Origin of the sequence: Streptomyces sp. A1136 (assembly GCF_004795055.1) — a bacterium.
In the GTDB taxonomy this organism is placed as follows: Bacteria; Actinomycetota; Actinomycetes; order Streptomycetales; family Streptomycetaceae; genus Streptomyces.
The window spans coordinates 139,663-155,697 of the sequence record NZ_SSBJ01000010.1; the positions used below are offsets into that span (position 1 = coordinate 139,663).

12 protein-coding genes are annotated in these 16,035 nt (G+C 72.2%); 9 read left to right on the forward strand and 3 right to left on the reverse strand.

The features are described 5' to 3' along the window. Window positions 1–5: 5 nt before the first annotated feature. On the reverse strand, window positions 6–563 hold the full coding sequence (locus tag E6R62_RS12615; RefSeq protein ID WP_136213455.1) for an NADAR family protein: 558 nt from the start codon (window positions 561–563) through the stop codon (window positions 6–8). 193 nt (window positions 564–756) lie between these two features. On the opposite strand from E6R62_RS12615, the gene E6R62_RS12620 reads away from it, so the two are divergent. The 7 genes from E6R62_RS12620 (at window position 757) to E6R62_RS12650 (ending at window position 8,699) form a co-directional block, all read left to right on the forward strand. After that, the gene (locus E6R62_RS12620) at window positions 757–2,286 is read left to right on the forward strand and encodes a gamma-aminobutyraldehyde dehydrogenase (protein WP_136213518.1); all 1,530 of its coding nucleotides are present in this window, start codon (window positions 757–759) and stop codon (window positions 2,284–2,286) included. A 48-nt stretch (window positions 2,287–2,334) separates the two neighbouring features. Further along, window positions 2,335–3,585 (forward strand): spermidine/putrescine ABC transporter substrate-binding protein, encoded by a 1,251-nt coding sequence (locus E6R62_RS12625; RefSeq protein WP_136213456.1) that lies wholly within the window; start codon window positions 2,335–2,337, stop codon window positions 3,583–3,585. Window positions 3,586–3,646: 61 nt separating this feature from the next. After that, window positions 3,647–4,798: an ABC transporter ATP-binding protein gene (locus tag E6R62_RS12630; protein WP_136213457.1), complete on the forward strand. Its 1,152-nt coding sequence runs from the start codon at window positions 3,647–3,649 to the stop codon at window positions 4,796–4,798. Continuing rightward, window positions 4,795–5,724, forward strand: a complete 930-nt coding sequence (locus E6R62_RS12635; protein ID WP_136213458.1) for an ABC transporter permease — start codon at window positions 4,795–4,797, stop codon at window positions 5,722–5,724. The genes E6R62_RS12630 and E6R62_RS12635 overlap by 4 nt, the downstream gene beginning before the upstream one ends. Before the next feature lie 11 nt (window positions 5,725–5,735). Continuing rightward, window positions 5,736–6,530 (forward strand): ABC transporter permease, encoded by a 795-nt coding sequence (locus tag E6R62_RS12640; RefSeq protein WP_136213519.1) that lies wholly within the window; start codon window positions 5,736–5,738, stop codon window positions 6,528–6,530. A gap of 21 nt (window positions 6,531–6,551) precedes the next feature. Continuing rightward, window positions 6,552–7,970 (forward strand): FAD-binding oxidoreductase, encoded by a 1,419-nt coding sequence (locus E6R62_RS12645; protein ID WP_136213459.1) that lies wholly within the window; start codon window positions 6,552–6,554, stop codon window positions 7,968–7,970. A 210-nt stretch (window positions 7,971–8,180) separates the two neighbouring features. Further along, window positions 8,181–8,699, forward strand: coding sequence for a hypothetical protein (locus E6R62_RS12650; RefSeq protein WP_136213460.1), 519 nt, complete (start codon window positions 8,181–8,183; stop codon window positions 8,697–8,699). A 20-nt stretch (window positions 8,700–8,719) separates the two neighbouring features. On the opposite strand, the gene E6R62_RS12655 is transcribed toward E6R62_RS12650, so the two are convergent. Both E6R62_RS12655 and gabT read right to left on the reverse strand, forming a co-directional pair. Beyond that, entirely contained in the window at window positions 8,720–9,481 is a 762-nt protein-coding gene (locus E6R62_RS12655; protein WP_136213461.1) for a phosphatase PAP2 family protein, read from the reverse strand. A gap of 133 nt (window positions 9,482–9,614) precedes the next feature. Beyond that, the gene (gabT, locus tag E6R62_RS12660) at window positions 9,615–10,949 is read right to left on the reverse strand and encodes a 4-aminobutyrate--2-oxoglutarate transaminase (RefSeq protein ID WP_136213462.1); all 1,335 of its coding nucleotides are present in this window, start codon (window positions 10,947–10,949) and stop codon (window positions 9,615–9,617) included. Between the two features lie 240 nt (window positions 10,950–11,189). Here gabT and E6R62_RS12665 point away from each other — a divergent pair, with 240 nt between their 5' ends. Then, window positions 11,190–13,535 carry an ATP/GTP-binding protein gene (locus E6R62_RS12665; protein WP_136213463.1) on the forward strand — a complete coding sequence of 782 codons (2,346 nt, stop codon included), beginning with the start codon at window positions 11,190–11,192 and terminating at the stop codon, window positions 13,533–13,535. Window positions 13,536–13,692: 157 nt separating this feature from the next. Then, the gene (locus tag E6R62_RS12670; RefSeq protein WP_136213464.1) at window positions 13,693–15,273 is read left to right on the forward strand and encodes a PucR family transcriptional regulator; all 1,581 of its coding nucleotides are present in this window, start codon (window positions 13,693–13,695) and stop codon (window positions 15,271–15,273) included. Window positions 15,274–16,035 lie beyond the last annotated feature (762 nt).

Here is a 16,035-nt window from a genome sequence, read left to right on the forward strand (position 1 = left end):
CCCGCTCATGCCGCGTCCGCCGTCCGCAACCGCTGACGGGCGTCCATCAGGGCGAAACCCAGCAGGTTCAGGCCGCACCAGCGCGCGGGGTCGCCCGCGCGCTCGTCGTCGGCGGCCAGTCCGATGCCCCAGATCCGGTCGAGCGGGCTCGCCTCCACCAACACCCGGTCACCGGTGCCCAGGAGGTACGCCCGCAGGGCCGGGTCGGAGCCGAACTTGTGCACGCTGCCCTCCACGACCAACGCGTACCGCTCCCGCTCCCACACCGTCTGGTCGAAGCCGCGTACCAGCCGTCCGGCCTTCTTCGCAGCCGCCGGGGTCTTCGCCTCCACCGCGGCCCGCTCCGCCTCCGGGTCCGCGAACAGGCGGGCCTTCCCGGCCATCATCCAGTGCTCCGCGGTGGCGTAACGGACCTCACCCACAGTGAAGGGCGCGGGCCACCACTGGCTGAGACAGCTCGGTCCGAGGCTGCCGTCGGGCCGCGGTCGGTGCCCCCAGAAAGGCAGGTACTTCACCCGCTCACCACGGCTGACCAGGCCGATCAAGTGGTCGATCTTCTCCATGCACGCGAGTCTGACAGTCGCCACTGACACTTCGTACGGGATTTCGGGTGTGCCTCGACACATGGTCGACCGATTCCGTCGCGTAATCAAAAGGCAACAACGGAATCACTTGGCCGAGAGGTGCACCTCTGTCAGGATCGGCACTCAATTCGGGTCCACCCCGAACTGTAGCTACGGAGAGCGTGAGAGCGTGATGGGCAACCGCTTCCAGGTCAAGGACCGCTTCGCGGACGGCGCGCAGTACATCGAGGGCCGGCTCCGGCCCGGCACCTCGGGACGGTCACACACCGTCGTGGACCCCGCCACCGGCGCCGAGGTGCTCACCTACGAGCTCGCCGGCACGGCGGACGTGGACGAGGCCGTCGCCGCCGCCAAGCGGGCCTTCCCCGCCTGGTCCTCCGCCACCCCCGGCGAGCGTTCGGACGCGCTCCACCGGCTGGCGGCCGTACTGACCGAGCAGGCCGAGGACTTCGCGTACGCGGAATCCCTTCAGTGCGGCAAGCCGATCAAGCTGTCGACGGAGTTCGACGTGCCGGGGACCATCGACAACACCGCCTTCTTCGCGGGCGCCGCCCGCCACCTCCAGGGGCAGGCGGCCGGCGAGTACTCCGGCGACCACACGTCCTACGTACGCCGCGAGGCCATCGGGGTCGTCGGCTCCATCGCGCCGTGGAACTACCCGCTCCAGATGGCGGCCTGGAAGATCCTCCCGGCGATCGCCGCGGGCAACACCATCGTGCTCAAGCCCGCCGAGCTCACGCCGCTGACCTCCCTGATGTTCGCCCAGGCGGCGAAGGAGGCGGGACTGCCGGACGGTGTGATCAACATCGTCACCGGCGCCGGCCGGGACGCGGGCGAACACCTCGTCGGGCACCCGGACGTGGTGATGACCTCCTTCACCGGCTCCACCGCCGTCGGCAAGCGCGTCGCCGAGATCGCGACCGCCACCGTCAAGCGCCTGCACCTGGAGCTCGGCGGCAAGGCTCCCTTCCTCGTATTCGACGACGCCGACCTGGAGGCCGCCGCGCACGGCGCGGTCGCCGCCTCCCTCATCAACACCGGGCAGGACTGCACCGCCGCCACCCGCGCGTACGTCCAGCGGCCCCTGCACGACGCCTTCGTGGCCCGCGTGGCCGAGCTGATGGAGACCGTCCGCCTCGGCGACCCCTTCGAGCCGGACACCGACCTCGGCCCGCTCGTCTCGCACGCGCAGCGCGACCGCGTCGCCGGTTTCGTCGAGCGCGCCCGCGCCTACGCGACGGTCGTCACCGGCGGGGAGATCCCGGGCGCCGGGGAGGACGAGCGCGGCCTCGCGGACGGCGCGTACTACCGGCCCACCCTGATCTCCGGCGCCGCGCAGGACAGCGAGGTCGTCCAGTCCGAGATCTTCGGTCCCGTCCTCGTCGTCCTGCCCTTCGACACCGACGACGAGGGCATCGCGCTGGCCAACGACACCCCCTACGGCCTGGCGGCCTCCGCCTGGAGCCGGGACGTCTACCGGGCGGGCCGCGCCACCCGCGAGCTCAAGGCCGGCTGCGTCTGGGTCAACGACCACATCCCGATCATCAGCGAGATGCCCCACGGCGGCTACAAGGCGAGTGGCTTCGGAAAGGACATGAGCGCCTACTCCTTCGAGGAGTACACCCAGGTCAAGCACGTGATGTACGACAACACCGCGGTCGCCGCGAAGGACTGGCACCGCACGATCTTCGGGGACCGATAGCCGAGACCGCCCGACCAAGCGGCACACCCACCCGAAAGGGCACAGCGCATGGAGCAGTTCGAGCCCGGCAGCCTCTCGCCGCCACAACTCGCCGCGATACGCCGCAGCCTCACCGGCGGCCGCGGCGCCCTCACCCGGCGTTCGCTGTTGCGCGCCTCCGGCCTCGGGGCGCTGACCGTCGGCGGCCTGTACGGGCTGACCGGCTGCGGCATCCCGCCCGCCAGGCGGGAAGGCGACGCGGCGACGGCCTCCGACGACCACTCGGCCTCCGAGAAGGAGATCAACTTCTCCAACTGGACCGAGTACATGGACACCAGCGACGACGAGAAGTCCCGGCCCACGCTGGAGGCGTTCACCAAGCGCACGGGCATCCAGGTCAAGTACACGGAGGACATCAACGACAACGTCGAGTTCTTCGGCAAGATCCGGCCCCAACTGGCCGCGGGCCAGGACACCGGCCGGGACCTGATCGTCGTCACCGACTGGCTCGCGGCCCGCATCATCCGTCTCGGCTGGGCGCAGAAACTGGACCCGGCCAACCTCCCGCACGCCTACGCGAACCTCATCCCCCAGTTCCGCAACCCCGACTGGGACCCCGGCCGCGCCCACAGCTACCCCTGGACCGGCATCGACACGGTCATCGCCTACAACGCCAAGGCCACCGAGGGCAGGAAGGTCGACTCCGTCACGCAGTTGCTCGACGACCCCACCCTCAAGGGCCGGGTCGGCTTCCTCACCGAGATGCGCGACAGCGTCGGCATGACCCTGCTCGACCAGGGCAAGGACCCGGCGAACTTCACCACCGCGGACTTCGACGGCGCGATCGGCCGCCTCCAGAAGGGCGTCGACACCAAGCAGATCCGCCGCTTCACCGGCAACGACTACACGGCGGACCTCGACAAGGGCGACCTCGCGGCCTGCCTCGCCTGGGCGGGCGACGTCATCCAGCTCCAGGCCGGAAACCCGGACATCAAGTACGCCATCCCGGCCGCCGGTTACCTCTCCTCCAGCGACAACCTGCTGGTGCCGGCGCACGCCCGGCACAAGACCAACGCCGAGAAGCTCATCGACTACTACTACGAGCCGGCGGTGGCCGCCCGGCTCGCGGCCTTCATCAGCTACGTCTGCCCCGTCGACGGCGTCAAGGACGACCTCGCCAAGATCGACCCCGCCCTCGCGGACAACGTCCTGATCGTCCCGGACAAGGAAATGGCCGCCAAGGCGCACGCCTTCCGCTCGCTCACCAGCGAGGAAGAGACGGCGTACGAGGAGAAGTTCACCAAGCTCATCGGCGCCTGATCGGGCCCGACCGGCACCCGCGCCCCGCCCCTTTCGACACCACCACCGAAGGCCCAGGTCCATGACTGACAAGACCGCGGGCGGCGATGTCCGCCTCGCCGGGATCAGCAAGCACTACGGCTCCTTCACCGCCGTGCACCCGCTCGATCTCACCATCCCGCAGGGCTCCTTCTTCGCCCTGCTCGGCGCCTCGGGCTGCGGGAAGACCACGACCCTGCGCATGATCGCCGGCCTGGAGGAGCCCTCCACCGGCACGGTCAGCCTCGGCGACCGCGAGGTCACCCAGCTGCCGCCGTACAAGCGCCCGGTGAACACCGTCTTCCAGAGCTACGCGCTCTTCCCGCACCTGAACATCTACGAGAACGTCGCCTTCGGGCTGCGCCGCCGCGGCATCAAGTCGGTGAAGAAGCAGGTCGACGACATGCTGGAACTGGTCCAGCTCGGCCAGTTCGCCCAGCGCAAGCCGCACCAGCTCTCCGGTGGCCAGCAGCAACGCGTCGCGGTCGCCCGCGCCCTGATCAACCACCCCCAGGTGCTGCTCCTCGACGAGCCGCTCGGCGCCCTCGACCTCAAGCTGCGCCGCCAGATGCAACTGGAGCTCAAGCGCATCCAGACCGAGGTCGGCATCACCTTCGTCCACGTCACCCACGACCAGGAGGAGGCCATGACCATGGCCGACACCGTCGCGGTGATGAACGGCGGGCGCGTGGAGCAGTTGGGCGCCCCCGCCGAGCTGTACGAGAACCCGAAGACCACCTTCGTGGCCAACTTCCTCGGCACCTCCAACCTCATCGAGGCCGAGGTCCTGGAGGCCGGCGCCGCCGACGTCGTCGTCTCCAGCGCGGGGACGAAGCTCCGGCTGCCCGCCGCGCGATGTTCGACCACACCCCGAGCCGGCGGAAAGCTGCTGGTCGGGGTGCGCCCGGAGAAGATATCCCTGGTCCACGCGGACGACGAGGACACCGTCGCCGCCGGGCGGAACAAGATCACCGGAACGATCGCCGACTCCTCCTTCATCGGCGTCTCCACCCAGTACGTCATCGACAGCCCGGTCTGCCCGGAGCTGGAGGTGTACGTCCAGAACATCGAGCGCGACGCCCGCCTGACCCCCGGCGCCCGGGTCGTCCTGCACTGGAACCCGGACCACACCTTCGGCCTGGACGCGGCCCAGGCCATCGACGCCGGCATCGAGACGGTCGAGGAGTCCGCGTGACGGCCGTCGCCGCGCCGCCCGAGGCGCCCGCCCCCACCGAGCCCCCGGTCCACAAGCCGTCGCTGCGCAAGCGACTGGTCCCCTACTGGTTGCTGTTGCCCGGCATCCTGTGGCTGCTGGTGTTCTTCGTCCTGCCGATGGTCTACCAGGCCTCCACCTCGGTGCAGACCGGCTCCCTCGAAGAGGGCTTCAAGGTCACCTGGCACTTCCAGACGTACTGGGCCGCCTTCACCGACTACGTGCCGCAGTTCCTGCGCTCTCTCGTCTACGCGGGCACCGCCACCGCCCTGTGCCTGCTGCTCGGGTACCCGCTGGCCTACCTGATCGCCTTCAAGGCGGGACGGTGGCGCAACGTCCTGCTGGTGCTGGTCATCGCCCCCTTCTTCACCAGCTTCCTGATCCGCACGCTGGCCTGGAAGACGATCCTGGCCGACGGCGGCCCGGTCGTCGGAGTGCTCAACAAGATCGGTTTCCTGGACGTCACCAGCTGGCTCGGCATGACCGAGGGCGACCGGGTCCTGGCCACGCCGCTCGCGGTCGTCTGCGGCCTGACGTACAACTTCCTCCCCTTCATGATCCTGCCGCTGTACACCTCGCTGGAGCGCATCGACACCCGCCTCCACGAGGCCGCCGGGGACCTCTACGCCCGGCCGGCCACGGTGTTCCGCAAGGTGACCTTCCCGCTCTCGATGCCGGGCGTGGTCTCCGGCACCCTGCTGACCTTCATCCCGGCGAGCGGCGACTACGTCAACGCCGAGCTGCTCGGCTCGGCGGACACCCGGATGATCGGCAACGTCATCCAGTCGCAGTACCTGCGCATCCTCGACTACCCGACAGCGGCCGCGCTGTCCTTCATCCTCATGGCCATCGTGCTGATCATGGTCACCATCTACATCCGCCGAGCGGGGACGGAGGACCTGGTCTGATGCGCACCCCCATGGCGTGGCTGCGCCGAAACCTCGTCGTGATCGCGGGTCTGGGCACCCTCGCCTACCTGATCCTGCCGAACGTCGTCGTGACGGTGTTCTCCTTCAACAACCCCACCGGGCGCTTCAACTACGCCTGGCAGCAGTTCTCGCTCGACGCCTGGAAGGACCCCTGCGGGGTTGCCGACCTGTGCGGTTCCCTGTCCCTGTCGCTCCAGATCGCCCTGTGGGCCACCATCGGCGCCACCGTCCTCGGCACCGCGATCGCCTTCGCGATGGTGCGCTACCGGTTCCGGGGGCGCGGCGCGGTCAATTCGCTGATCTTCCTGCCGATGGCCATGCCGGAGATCGTGATGGCCGCCTCGCTGCTGGCCCTCTTCCTCAACATGGGCATCCGGCTGGGCTTCTGGACGATCCTGATCGCCCACGTCATGTTCTGCCTCAGCTTCGTCGTCGCCGCGGTCAAGGCGCGCGTCCTGTCCATGGACCCGCGGCTGGAGGAGGCCGCCCGCGACCTCTACGCGGGACCGGCGCAGACCTTCCTGCGCGTCACCCTGCCCATCGCGGCCCCCGGTATCGCGGCGGGCGCGCTGCTCTCCTTCGCGCTCTCCTTCGACGACTTCATCATCACCAACTTCAACTCGGGTAACACCGTCACCTTCCCCATGTTCGTGTGGGGATCGGCCCAGCGCGGTACGCCCGTCCAGATCAACGTCATCGGCACGGCGATGTTCGTCATCGCGGTGCTGGTGGTCCTCGCCGGTCAGACGATCGGCAACCGCCGCAAGAAGGCACAGCCCAAGTAACTCTGTAGGGAGTTGGAAGACATGGCCCCAGTCGCCATGCGAAGCGTTGCGCAATCCCTTTCCGAAGCACTACCGGTCTCGTACTGGCTGGACGACCCCGGCAAGCCCGCCGTCGAGCCGGCGCTGACCTCCGACGAGGCCTGCGACCTGCTGGTCATCGGCGGCGGCTACAGCGGACTGTGGACCGCGCTCATCGCCAAGGAGCGTGACCCCGCCCGGGACGTCGTCCTGATCGAGGGCAAGGAGGCGGGCTGGGCCGCCTCCGGCCGCAACGGCGGCTTCTGCGCCGCCTCCCTCACCCACGGCCTCTCCAACGGTCTGGCCCGCTGGCCCGACGAGCTGGCGAAGTTGGAGGAGCTCGGCGCCCGCAACCTCGACGAGATCGAGGCCGCCATCGCCCGTTACGACATCGCCTGCGACTTCGAGCGCACCGGCGAGATCGACGTGGCGACCGAGCCCCACCAGGTCGAGGAGTTGCGCGAACTGTACGAAGAGGCCCGCGAGCTGGGCCTCGCCGACGGCACGCGCTGGCTGGACCGCGACGAGGTCCGGGCCGAGGTCGACTCCCCGACCTTCCTCGCGGGGCTGTGGGACACCGACGGCGTCGCCATGCTCAACCCCGCCAAACTCGCCTGGGGACTCAAGCGCGCCTGCCTCGGGCTCGGGGTGCGGATCTACGAGAACACCCGCGGGCTCTCCCTGGCCGCCTCCGGCGCCGGCATGGCCGTACGCACCCCGTACGGGCGGATCTTCGCCCGCCGGGTCGCGCTGGGGACCAACATCTTCCCGTCCCTGGTCAAGCGCGTCCGCCCCTTCACCGTCCCGGTCTACGACTACGCGCTGATGACCGAGCCGCTCACCGCCGAGCAGTTGAAGGCCATCGGCTGGGGCAACCGCCAAGGCCTCGGCGACAGCGCCAACCAGTTCCACTACTTCCGCATCACCCCGGAGAACCGCATCCTGTGGGGCGGTTACGACGCCATCTACCCCTACCGCGGCAAGTTGGACTCCGAGTACGACCACCGCCCGGAGACCTACCTCAAGCTCGCGCAGCACTTCTTCACCGCCTTCCCGCAGTTGGAGGGGATCCGGTTCAGCCACGCCTGGGGCGGCGCCATCGACACCTGCTCCCGGTTCTCGGCCTTCTTCGGAACCGCGCACTCCGGCAAGGTGGCGTACGCGGCGGGCTTCACCGGGCTCGGCGTCGGTGCCACCCGCTTCGGGGCGGACGTGATGCTCGACCTGCTGGACGGCGCGCGCACCGAGCGGACCGAGCTGGAGATGGTGAAGTCCAAGCCGATGCCGTTCCCACCCGAGCCGTTCGCCTGGACCGGCATCGCCCTCACCAAGTGGTCGTTGGCGCGCGCCGACGCCCGGGGCGGGCGCCGCAACCTCTGGCTCAAGGCGCTGGACCGGGTCGGTCTGGGCTTCGACAGCTGACCGGCGGGGCGGCCGCCGATCCGCCCGGTCGTCCCACCGGCCGTGTGATCGGACGCGCGCCCGGCGCACACCGTCACCGGACCGGTGACCCGATTCACCATCACGGTGTACCGCAACCCGCGTCATAGGCGCGCCCGTTCCCGCTCTCACCGACCGAGAGGCCCTCACCCGAGGAGCCTCCGGCGAGCCGGAGCGAACGGAGGCCGGGCGATGACGAACCCGGGGGACAAGCGGGCGGTGGACTGGCTGGCGTCGGCGGCGGCGAACCCGGACGCCTGCCGGTGGGAGTGGGAGCGCAACCCCCGGGGGGTCGCCCTGCTGCCCGCCGGCCGGCGCTGGGACGTACTGATCACGCCCGGAGCGCTGGGCGCGGCCACCCTGGAGGTCCTGACACTGCTCGTGGAGCGGCCCGGTCCGGTGCTCGCCGCCTTACCCGCCGCCGGGCAGGGCCGCGCTCCGACGGCTCGGCTCGGCTTCTTCGTACCCGCGGGCACCGCCTCCCGGTGGGTCGGCACGGGGGTACGGGGAGCAGGCCGCGGTACCTGGATCGTGGTCCCGTACCCGGGCCGCGCGACGGGCGGCGTGCGCTGGCTCGTGACCCCGGACGGCCGGGGCACCCTCACCGACCCGGCGGTCCTGGAGCTCGCCATGCACGAGGCGGCGGCCCGGACGGCGACGCGGGAGGACACCACACCCCGGGGCGGCGTGCACCGAGGCGGCACACCGTGAGGCGGCGCGCCGTGCGCGCGCTACCCCCGGGAGCGGCCCACGGCCCACCGCACGCCGAACAGCAGCGGCGCGCACAGCAGCAGGCTCGCCAGGACGTCCGTGGGCCAGTGGAACCCCCGCAGGACCAGGCCCGTCGCCGTGAGCCCGGTGAGGAGGCCGGCGAGCACCGTGGGCCAGGGGCCGCGCGTGTACGGGCGTACGAGCAGGGCCGCTCCCGCGTACGCCACGAAGGCCGTCGCGGTGTGCCCGGAGGGGTAGTAACCGGCGGCCCAGGGCTCCAGAGGGCCCGGGCGACCGGTCCACTCCTTGAGCGGGACGACGAGCGCCGGGACCACGGCCATGGCCACCGCCGCCGCGGCGGGGCCCAGGCGCTCGCCCCGCCACAGGGCGTAGCCGAGGGCGAGGAGGAGCACGGGCAGGGCGACCGGGATGTTGCCGAGGTCCGAGAGGCGTTCGGTGACCGCGTCTGGGACGGTGCGGACCAGCGCGCGGCTCAGGCGGGCGTCCGGTGTCAGCAGCGGCCCCGAGACGAGGACCTGCCAGGTGAGGAAGGAGAAGAGCAGCGCGCAGAGGGCGGCTCGGAGAATGGCCGGCCGTCCCGGAACAGGGGGGGTGGTTCCGGGACGGCCGCCCGGATCGGGTTGCCGTGCGCCCCGGGGGGTTTGGGGCGTACGGCCGTCCGATCGGTGAGGAGTGTGCGCGAACGCAGGCCCAGTGCGGCGCTGGGGAAGCCCGGTACTGGTGTCGCCCCCGTGAGGCCGGGAGCGGGGTGTCTCACTCATCTGCAGAAACCGTACGGCAGCGGAAAGGGGACCGACAGCAGGAACGCGCTCCTGCCATCGGCCCCCCACATCTTCTTCACAGCGCCCGACCGTTACCGGCGGTACCGGTGGGTGTCTGTGTTCGGACGTTCGCTCAGATGCCCGCGAAGGCCGCCTCGATGATGTCCAGGCCCTCGTTCAGGAGGTCCTCGCCGATGACGATCGGCGGCAGGAAGCGGAGCACGTTGCCGTAGGTGCCACAGGTGAGGACGAGCAGACCCTCGGCGTGGCAGGCCTTGGCGAGGGCGCCGGCCGCCTCCGGGAAGGGGGTCTTGGACGCCGGGTCCTTGACGAGCTCGATGGCGATCATGGCGCCGCGGCCACGGATGTCGCCGATGATCTCGTACTTCTCCTGCATGGCCGTCAGGCGGGCCTTCATGACGGTCTCGATCTTCTTCGCCGCGGCGTTGAGGTCGAGCTCCTTCATGGTCTCGATGGAGCCGAGCGCACCGGCGCAGGCCACCGGGTTGCCGCCGTAGGTGCCGCCCAGGCCACCCGCGTGCGCGGCGTCCATGATCTCGGCGCGGCCGGTCACGGCGGCGAGCGGCAGACCGCCCGCGATGCCCTTGGCGGTGGTGATGAGGTCGGGGACGATGCCCTCGTCCTCGCACGCGAACCACTGACCGGTGCGGCAGAAACCGGACTGGATCTCGTCCGCGACGAAGACGATGCCGTTGTCGTTGGCGAACTTCACGATCTCCGGCAGGAAGCCCTTGGCCGGCTCGATGAAGCCGCCCTCGCCGAGGACCGGCTCGATGATGATCGCGGCGACGTTGTCGGCGCCGATCTGCTTGGTGATCTGGTCGATCGCCTGGGCGGCGGCCTCGGGGCCGCAGTTCTCGGCGCCGGTGGGCCAGCGGTAGCCGTAGGCGACCGGGACGCGGTAGACCTCGGGGGCGAACGGGCCGAAGCCGTTCTTGTACGGCATGTTCTTCGAGGTCAGCGCCATCGTCAGGTTGGTGCGGCCGTGGTAGCCGTGGTCGAAGACGACGACGGCCTGGCGCTTGGTGTACGCGCGGGCGATCTTGACGGCGTTCTCGACGGCCTCGGCGCCGGAGTTGAACAGCGCGGACTTCTTGGCGTGGTCGCCCGGGGTCAGCTCGGCGAGCGCCTCACAGACCTCGACGTAGCCCTCGTAGGGGGTGACCATGAAACAGGTGTGGGTGAAGTCGGCGAGCTGCGCGGAGGCGCGGCGCACGACGGCCTCGGCGGAGGCGCCGACGGAGGTCACGGCGATGCCGGAACCGAAGTCGATCAGGCGGTTGCCGTCGACGTCCTCGATGATGCCGCCACCCGCGCGGGCGGTGAAGACGGGAAGCACGGAGCCCACGCCGCCGGCCACCGTCTCGAGGCGGCGGGCCTGCAGCTCCTGCGACTTGGGGCCGGGGATCGCGGTGACGATGCGGCGCTCCTGCGGGACAGCGGTCATAGGGGGCTCCTGGGGGGTGTTTTCGGACGCACTTGTGTCTTTGTCCGCAGGCTAGGCCCGGGGGAGGGCCGAAGGCATGCGCCGTTCGGGAGTGGTCTGGGCGTGTCCTTGTCCGTGGCGGCCATAGGAAGCCGTGATCACGTGTCTTGTGGATCATGACGGGGTACGGGCGGTGGAACGCCGACGGCCACTAGATTGAGCGCGAGCGCAGCGCAGTGAACGGGGCAGGGGGCAGGGTTCATGGACACCGACGGCGCGTACCAGGAGCAGCGGGTGGGAGGCGGGCGCGTGCCCAAGCCCGCCGGCCCCCCGCCCATGCCCGGCGCCCCCCCGGCCGCACCGCCGATGCCCGGCTACGCGCCGGGTGCCGGTCCGGCGTTCGCGCAATGGCTGCGCGTCCCGCGGCCGAAGGCGGAACCGGGCACCTGGCGTTTCGGACACCAGCCACGCGCGACGGCGGAGACGGAGCCCGCCCAGGACCGGGCGTTGCTGAGCGGTGCGGTGATCTCGTTCCTCGCCTGTGTGCTGCTCTGGTCCCTGCTGACGAACGGGTACATCCCGAAGGTGGACGTGCCGGTCAAGGCGCTCACCCCGCAGAGCTGGTGGCGGCTGGGCGAGGACCCGGTCGACGGCCGGGGCGTGGCCGCCCTTCAGGTCTACGCGTTGCTGATCACGGGCGCGCTGGTGGTGTGGTTCAGCCGGCTGGGCTCCTGGAGCCTCGCCTTCGACCGGCTCGTCGCGGCGCGCGGTCCCGCCGCGCGGGCGGTGGGCGCGACGCTCGGGGCGTTGTTCGTCCTGCTGCTCGTCTGGACGAAGACGCTGCCGGTGTTCGACCTCGTCGGCGGCCACCTGCCGTACGAGGACATGACCGCGGACACGCAGACCCTCGTCACCTACCTCGTCTACGCCGTGACCGCCTTGCCCGTCGTGGTGTTCTTCGTCCGGCTGGCCCGGCGCACCGGCGGACCGAAGAGCGGGCCGCCGGCCCCCGTCCCCGGCTCACCGCCCCCCGCCCAGGACCCCGTCGCCTGGACCGAACTGCGCGCCGCCGGGCTGCCCGAGACGGCCGAGCGGCTCGCCGCGGAGATCGGCGCCGGGCGGATGAACGATGTGGACTACGCGCGGATCCGGCGGGCGTGGGAGAGCGTGCGGGCCGATCCGACGCGGGCCCGGGCCTTCGCGCAGGCCGTGCGGGACAAGGGGGCCGCGGCGTGCGTGCACCCGTCCGGGGCGCGGGACCTGCCGGCGCGGGCCGCGCGGCACGACCTGCTGGTCCGGCAGGTGCTGCTCGGCACCGTCGAGGACGGCGAGCGCAACCCCTGGGCCCGGCGCGGGACCGGCCTCGCGCTCGACCCCGATGTGCTCGGGACCTCCCTGCTCGCCGTCGGCCCGTCCGGCTCCGGCAAGACCCGGCGGCTGGTCCGGCCCGTCGTGGAGACGTTCGCCCTCCAAGCGCTGGCCGGACAGGCCGCCGTGATCGTCGTCGCCTCGGCCGGCACCCCGCTGGGACCCGACAGCGCCTACGACGTCGTGGTCCGCGTCGGTGACCCCGACTCCGTGTACGACCTCGACCTGTACGGCGGCGCCACCGACCCCGACGAGGCCGCCTCCCTGCTCGCCGAGGCCTTCGCCGGCGACATCCCCGGGACGGAGGTCCGCCGGGCCGCGACCGCCCTCGCACAGTTGCTGGGCCCCTTCCACGCCGCGTACGGCCGCTTTCCCGGCGTGCCCGAGCTGCGCGAGCTCCTCGACCAGGTACCCGCCGCTCTCGACGCGCTGCGCACCGCGCTGGAGGACGGCGGCCTGCACCTGATGCTCCGCGAACTCGACGCCCGTGCCCGCCAGTACGGCGCCCACGGTGACCCCGGCCCCGTGCTCGCCGACCGGGTGGCGCTGCTGGACCGCCCCGCCTTCGCGGGGTTCTTCGACACCACCGGCCAAGGGCGGCCGTTCTCCCTGCGCTCGCTGGAACACCCGCTGCGCGTCCGCGTCGACCTCCCCGAGCGGGCGCATGCCGACGCCTCCCGGATGCTGGCCCGGCTGCTGCTCGCCCAGTTCAACGCCTCCGCCGCGGCGCGCGCCGACCGCTCCCTCTTCGCCTTCCTCGCCTTCGACGACGCCTCCCACACGCTGACCCCGGAGTCCGTGCGCGGCATCCAGCGGCTGCGCTCGGCCAACGCCGGCGTGCTGCTGGCGCTGCGCACGCTGGACGACGTACCGGAGGCGCTGCGCACACCGCTGCTCGGCGCGGTCGGCTGCCGGATGGCCTTCTCCGGGGTGACCACGTGGGACGGCAAGCGGTTCGCGGAGGCCTGGGGCACCGAGTGGGTCGAGACGCGGGATGTCACGCACCGGACGGTGTTCGCGGACCAGCCGTTGACCCGGGCCATGCACGCCTTCCGCAAGCTGATCACCGGCAAGTCCGTCACCACGGACGCGGTGACCGTGCGGCAGGTGGAGCGGGAACGGTGGTCGGCGTCGGAACTCGCGCACGCGGTGCCGCCGGGGCACGCCGTGCTGTCGCTGACCTCCGTCCGGGGGGAACGGGCGGCTCCGCTCCTGGTCAGGCTGGTCGGACCGAGCTGAGCGGATCGAGCGGAGCGGACCCGTACGGGGTGGCAGAATCGAGGGGAGTCGTTCATACGACACGGCGAAAACCCGCACCCCTCGTGCCCTAGCCTCCTCGCCTCCGCTCCTACCGCACCGATCCCTTCCGCCTCCCCTCTAAGGCCCCTGGTACCCGATGCCGCTCACCCTCGCCTCGCTCGTCCAGCACTCGGCCCTCAAGCTCAGCGTCCGGGCGGGGGAGAGCCGCCTCGACACCCCCGTGCGCTGGGCCCACGTCAGCGAGCTCGCCGACCCCGTCCCGTACATGGAGGGCGGCGAGCTGCTGCTGATCACCGCCATGAAGCTGGACGCGGAGGACCCCGAGGAGATGCGCCGCTACGTCCGGCGGCTCGCCGCGGCCGGCGTCGTCGGCATCGGCTTCGCGATCGGCGTCAACTACGAGGCGATCCCCGAGGCGCTGGTCGAGGCCGCGCGGGCGGAGGACCTGCCGCTGTTGGAAGTGCCGCGCCGGACCCCGTTCCTCGCCATCAGCAAGGCCGTCTCGGCGGCGCTCGCCGCCGACCAGTACCGCGCGGTGACGGCCGGCTTCGAGGCGCAGCGGGAGCTGACCCGCGCCGCGCTCTCCGCCGACGGGCCGGCCGAACTGCTGGCGAAGCTGGCCGCCCACGTGCACGGCTGGGCCGCGCTCTACGACACCTCCGGCGCGGTCGTCGCCGCCGCCCCGGACTGGGCCGCGCGCCGGGCCGCCCGGCTGACCCCGGACGTGGAGCGGCTGCGGGAGCGGCCCGCGCCCGCGAGCGCCGTGGTGGGCGGCACGGAGGACCGCGTCGAACTCCAGTCGCTCGGGACCGGACGCCGGGCCCGGGGCGCGCTGGCCGTGGGCACGGGCGCCCCGCTCGGCACCGCAGAGCGGTACGCGGTGCACTCGGCCGTGGCACTCCTCACCCTGACCACCGAGCGGTCGCGGTCTCTGCACGACGCGGAGTCCCGGCTGGGCGCGGCGGTGCTGCGGATGCTGATGTCGGGCGAGGCGGAGCACGCCCGGGCCGTGGCCGGGGACCTCTACGGGGCCTTGCTGGACGCCCCGTTCCGCATCGTCGTCGCCGAGCCGGCGCTGTCGGGGACCGCCCAGCCGGAAGGGCTCGCGCAACTGGCCGACGCGGTCGAATCGGCTGCGGCGCGGACCGGGGAGGCGCTGCTGGTGGTCCCGGAGGAGGGACGGCTGGTGGTCCTGGCCGCCGAGGCCGGCTCCGCCGTGCAGGCCTGCGCGGAGTACGCGGACGCCGTGGAGGGACGGCGCGGGCGGGACTCGACCGGGCCCGAACCCGACGAACTGGTGGTCGGCCTGTCCGCGCCGGCGGGCACCTCGGGCGTCGCGGCCGCCTGCAAGCAGGCCGACCAGGCCCTCGCGGTGGCCCGGCGGAGGGGACGCCCGATGGTCGAACACGAGGACCTCGCGGCGGGCTCCGTACTCCCGCTGCTGGCCGACGACGCGGTACGGGCCTTCGCGGACGGCACGCTGCGGGCGCTGCGCGAGCACGACGAGAAGGGCCGGGGCGACCTGGTGGCCTCCCTGTACGCGTGGCTGTCGCGCCACGGCCAGTGGGACGCGGCGGCGGTCGACCTCGGCGTGCACCGGCACACCCTGCGCTACCGGATGCGGCGCGTGGAGGAGATCCTCGGCCGCTCCCTCGACGACCCGGACGTCCGCATGGAACTCTGGCTCGCCCTCAAGGCCAGCCCCCCCGACGCCTGAGGGCGCGTTTCGCGACTCCCCACCTGGCCGGCGACCTCTGGCGCCGCGCCGCGCCTGGTCGTCGGCCGGCGCCACTTACGCCCTGTAAGCGGGGCGATCCTCCGCCCACGCCTCCGGGCGCCCGGCGCTACTTGCACACCACGCCCTTGCGCTTGGCGTCGACGCGACGCCGGCAGCCGCCCGCGGCCCGTGCCGTGCCCGGGCGCTCCGAGGCCGGGGGACACCTCCGGACGTCGCGCACGACTCCCGGGGGCGCGACCGCGCAACAGATTGCAGGCCGTCGGCGAGAGGGGCACGGGCCCGCGGTGCGCCGAGCCGAAGGGCGTCCGATCCGCGCCGCACGACACCGCCCTCGGCGCCCACCCTGTGCCCGGCCGGGTACGTCCAGGACGCCATCGCGTGCGGCAGGGCCCACCGCGCGGGCCGTGACGAGGGCCGGCGGTACCGGCCCGGGAGGATCGCGCGGCGCGACCCGGACTCGCGCCCGGGCCCCGGTGCGGTCCGGGCGGCCCCGGCGCCCGGCTCTGGTGCCCGGCCGGGTACCTCCAGGACGCCACCGCATGCGGCAGGGCCGACCGCGCGGGTCGCGGCGGGGGCCGGCGGTACCGGCCCGGGAAGATCGCGCGGCGCGAGCCGTACTCGTGCCCGGGCCCCGGTGCGGTCCGGGTGGCCCTCGGCTCCCGCCCTTGCGCCCGGCGGGTACCTCCAGGACGCCACCGCATGCGGCAGGGCCGACCGCGCGGGTCGCGGGAGGGCCGGCGG

What these genes read in the sequence shown, in the direction of transcription:
- E6R62_RS12615 (WP_136213455.1), bottom strand. Translation starts at nt 563, where the DNA reads ATGGAGAAGATCGACCACTTGATCGGCCTGGTCAGCCGTGGTGAGCGG.
- E6R62_RS12620 (WP_136213518.1), top strand. Translation starts at nt 757, where the DNA reads ATGGGCAACCGCTTCCAGGTCAAGGACCGCTTCGCGGACGGCGCGCAG.
- E6R62_RS12625 (WP_136213456.1), top strand. Translation starts at nt 2,335, where the DNA reads ATGGAGCAGTTCGAGCCCGGCAGCCTCTCGCCGCCACAACTCGCCGCG.
- E6R62_RS12630 (WP_136213457.1), top strand. Translation starts at nt 3,647, where the DNA reads ATGACTGACAAGACCGCGGGCGGCGATGTCCGCCTCGCCGGGATCAGC.
- E6R62_RS12640 (WP_136213519.1), top strand. Translation starts at nt 5,736, where the DNA reads ATGGCGTGGCTGCGCCGAAACCTCGTCGTGATCGCGGGTCTGGGCACC.
- E6R62_RS12645 (WP_136213459.1), top strand. Translation starts at nt 6,552, where the DNA reads ATGGCCCCAGTCGCCATGCGAAGCGTTGCGCAATCCCTTTCCGAAGCA.
- E6R62_RS12650 (WP_136213460.1), top strand. Translation starts at nt 8,181, where the DNA reads ATGACGAACCCGGGGGACAAGCGGGCGGTGGACTGGCTGGCGTCGGCG.
- E6R62_RS12655 (WP_136213461.1), bottom strand. Translation starts at nt 9,481, where the DNA reads ATGAGTGAGACACCCCGCTCCCGGCCTCACGGGGGCGACACCAGTACC.
- gabT (WP_136213462.1), bottom strand. Translation starts at nt 10,949, where the DNA reads ATGACCGCTGTCCCGCAGGAGCGCCGCATCGTCACCGCGATCCCCGGC.
- E6R62_RS12665 (WP_136213463.1), top strand. Translation starts at nt 11,190, where the DNA reads ATGGACACCGACGGCGCGTACCAGGAGCAGCGGGTGGGAGGCGGGCGC.
- E6R62_RS12670 (WP_136213464.1), top strand. Translation starts at nt 13,693, where the DNA reads ATGCCGCTCACCCTCGCCTCGCTCGTCCAGCACTCGGCCCTCAAGCTC.